This window comes from Flavobacterium sp. (assembly GCF_049318185.1).
Classification (GTDB): Bacteria; Bacteroidota; Bacteroidia; order Flavobacteriales; family Flavobacteriaceae; genus Flavobacterium.
Genome location: NZ_JBMOGV010000190.1, coordinates 1 through 2,848 on the forward strand (window position 1 = coordinate 1; position 2,848 = coordinate 2,848).

Annotated in this window: 3 protein-coding genes and 1 pseudogene; 2 read left to right on the forward strand and 2 right to left on the reverse strand. The window is 32.9% G+C overall.

What is annotated here, in order from left to right; genetic code table 11:
• Positions 1–113: 113 nt before the first annotated feature.
• A complete protein-coding gene (locus ACOYLT_RS11345; protein ID WP_422853955.1) occupies positions 114–1,334 on the reverse strand; it encodes a bifunctional folylpolyglutamate synthase/dihydrofolate synthase in 1,221 nt (406 codons plus the stop codon).
• A gap of 126 nt (positions 1,335–1,460) precedes the next feature.
• Here ACOYLT_RS11345 and ACOYLT_RS11350 point away from each other — a divergent pair, with 126 nt between their 5' ends.
• Both ACOYLT_RS11350 and ACOYLT_RS11355 read left to right on the forward strand, forming a co-directional pair.
• Positions 1,461–2,177: a MotA/TolQ/ExbB proton channel family protein gene (locus ACOYLT_RS11350; protein WP_422853956.1), complete on the forward strand. Its 717-nt coding sequence runs from the start codon at positions 1,461–1,463 to the stop codon at positions 2,175–2,177.
• Entirely contained in the window at positions 2,158–2,553 is a 396-nt protein-coding gene (locus ACOYLT_RS11355; RefSeq protein ID WP_422853957.1) for an ExbD/TolR family protein, read from the forward strand. Before ACOYLT_RS11350 ends, ACOYLT_RS11355 begins: the two co-directional genes overlap by 20 nt.
• 67 nt (positions 2,554–2,620) lie before the next feature.
• Here the strand turns inward: ACOYLT_RS11355 and ACOYLT_RS11360 are convergent.
• Positions 2,621–2,848 (reverse strand): annotated as a pseudogene (locus ACOYLT_RS11360) (energy transducer TonB); the annotation flags it as partial.

Genomic DNA, 2,848 nt, shown 5'->3' on the forward strand with positions numbered 1-2,848 from the left:
CCCCGACCCTCTCGGTGTAAACGAGATGCTCTGAACCAACTGAGCTAATCGCCCTTAATGCGAGTGCAAATATAGGCTACTTTTTTAATTCTGCAAATAAAAAACAATAAAAATTATAAAATTTCTGCTACTACAAAAGTACTTCCGCCTATATAAATAAAGTCTTTTTGCGAAGCGCTTTCCTTTGCTGCTAGATAAGCGGTTGATACGGAATTATATATTTTACCTTTAAGATTAAAAATGGCAGCTTTTTCTTCTAGAATTGTTGGTTCTAATCCTCTTGGATTATTAGGTTTACAGAAATAATAAATAGCATTTTCGGGAAATAAAGGTAGAATTTCCTCTAAGTTTTTATCATTTACAACTCCCAAAATAATATGCAATTGCTCAAATTGCTCCTTTTGTATTTGTTGTAAAACTACCAAAAGACCATGAGCATTATGTGCCGTATCACAAATTATTTTTGGATTTTCCCCAAGTTGTTGCCATCTTCCTTGAAAATTAGTATTCTTAATCACATTCAAAAAACCTTTTATTATAGCATCTTCAGGTATACTAAGGTGTTTTTTTTCTTGTAACAATTTAACCGTTTGAATGACTGTTTTTTTATTATGAATTTGATAATCACCAAGCAAGGCACATGGATAACCTCCTTGTACTAAATCAGAAGCAAAGTATATTTCGGAATTTGTTATTTTCGCTTTTTCTTCAAAAATGGGTAGGGTTTCATTCACATATTCTCCAATAACCACTGGAATATTTGGTTTAATGATCCCCGCTTTTTCATAGGCTATAGACTCTAAAGTATTTCCCAAAAACTGTGTATGGTCTAATCCTATATTAGTAATGACCGAAACTAAAGGATTTATAATATTAGTAGCATCTAATCTTCCCCCCATGCCTACTTCTATGATATTAATATCTGTTTGCTCTTTTACAAAATAGTCAAAAGCCAATCCAACACTCATCTCAAAAAAACTCAATTCATTAGCTTCAAAAAACGATTGATTAGTATTTATAAAGTCACATACATATTCTTCAGGAATAGGGTTTCCATTAATAGTTATTCGCTCACGATAATCTTTTAAATGGGGTGAAGTATATAAACCCACTTTATATCCAGCTTCTTGTAAAACAGAGGCAAGTAGGTGAGAAGTAGAACCTTTTCCGTTAGTGCCAGCTACATGAATACATTTTAAATATTGTTCGGGATTTCCTAGATGTTTGGCCAGCAAAATCGTATTGGTAATGTCTTTTCGATACGCTGTAGCGCCCTGTGTTTGGTACATAGGTAATTTGTTAAACATCCAATCTAAGGTTTCTTTATAGTTCATAATTTTAGAAAAAATTAATCATGTGATATACTTTTTTATCTTTTTTTTCGTTTATATTGTAATGCATATTTTAGTGATACAAAATTGAAATTATTTTCAGAATTAATAGCCAAAAAATAGATAAATATGATTAGTACATTTTTGCAGTTACAAGTTGACTCCCTAGCCCAAGCTATTCCAACAGCAGCGCCAACTAATGCTGCTTTAACCAATGAAGTTTCTGTTTTAGAATTTATTCTGAAAGGTGGTATTTTCTTAATACCCATTGCCATTTTATTATTTTATACGCTTTATCTAATTTTTGAAAGATATCTTTATATTAGTAAAGCTTCCAAAATAGACAATCATTTGATGACTGATGTACGCAATCATTTGAATAATTCCAATATAGATTTAGCAGTTTCAGCCGCCGTTAGGAGTGGTGCGGCTCAAGGTACTATTATCAAAGAAGGTGTCTTGACCATTGGAAGAAATATTAATGAAATCGAATCTAATATGGAACGTGCCGCCAATATCGAAATCGGATATATGGAAAAAAAACTAGGACAATTAGGACTAATTGCGGGTATAGCACCAACATTAGGTTTTATCGGAACCATTTCGGGAGTTATTAAAATTTTCTATAGTATTTCAGTTACTGAAGATATTAGTATCGGAAATATTTCTGGAGGTTTATATGAAAAAATGATTAGTAGTGGCGCTGGACTAATCGTTGGGATTATTGCTTATAGCGCTTATCATTTATTCAATGGTAGTATTGATGCTTTTTCTTTAGCCATCCAAAAACAAGTATTAGAATTTATAAATATAATTCAAAGACCAAATGGCCATAAAGCGAAATAAACGATTTCATGCAGAAGTCGCTACTTCCTCTTTGAGCGACATTATGTTCTTCTTATTGTTGTTTTTCTTAATCATTTCTACGTTGGCAAACCCAAACGTGATTAGAATGACATTGCCAAAATCAAAAACTAATGAAAAGACTAATAAGCAATTAATCACGCTTTCAGTAACCGAACAAAAGCGCTTTTATGTAGATAAAGAAGAAGTTGGATTCGACCAATTAGAAACCAAGTTGTTATCTAAGATGAACCCGGCAAAAGATTTAACCGTAGTCATTAGAATTCCTGCCACTATGCAAGTGCAAGACTTGGTTGATGTATTGCAGATAGGAGTAAAGAACAAACTGAAGTTTGTTATTGCAACGAGTCCAAAATAAGTTATTATTACTTGTAGGAATTTTAATGAAAGTATGCTATTTCTAGCCAGGCTAAATACTATCGTGTTTAATTCAAACTAAAGGTATAAATGATTTTCCCAACCTGTTTTTCAGGAGCATTACTATCGGCTTGCCATTTGGTATTCATGGCTGCTATTCGAGCTTGATCTAGTAAACATTTTGCTGTATTAGTTGTTCCTTGCACACCAGCTGTTACACTAATGGTATTGCCATTTCTGTCTACAGAAACTTGTACGGCAACTCTTCCTTGCTCTTGGCAAGTATAATCGGGTTG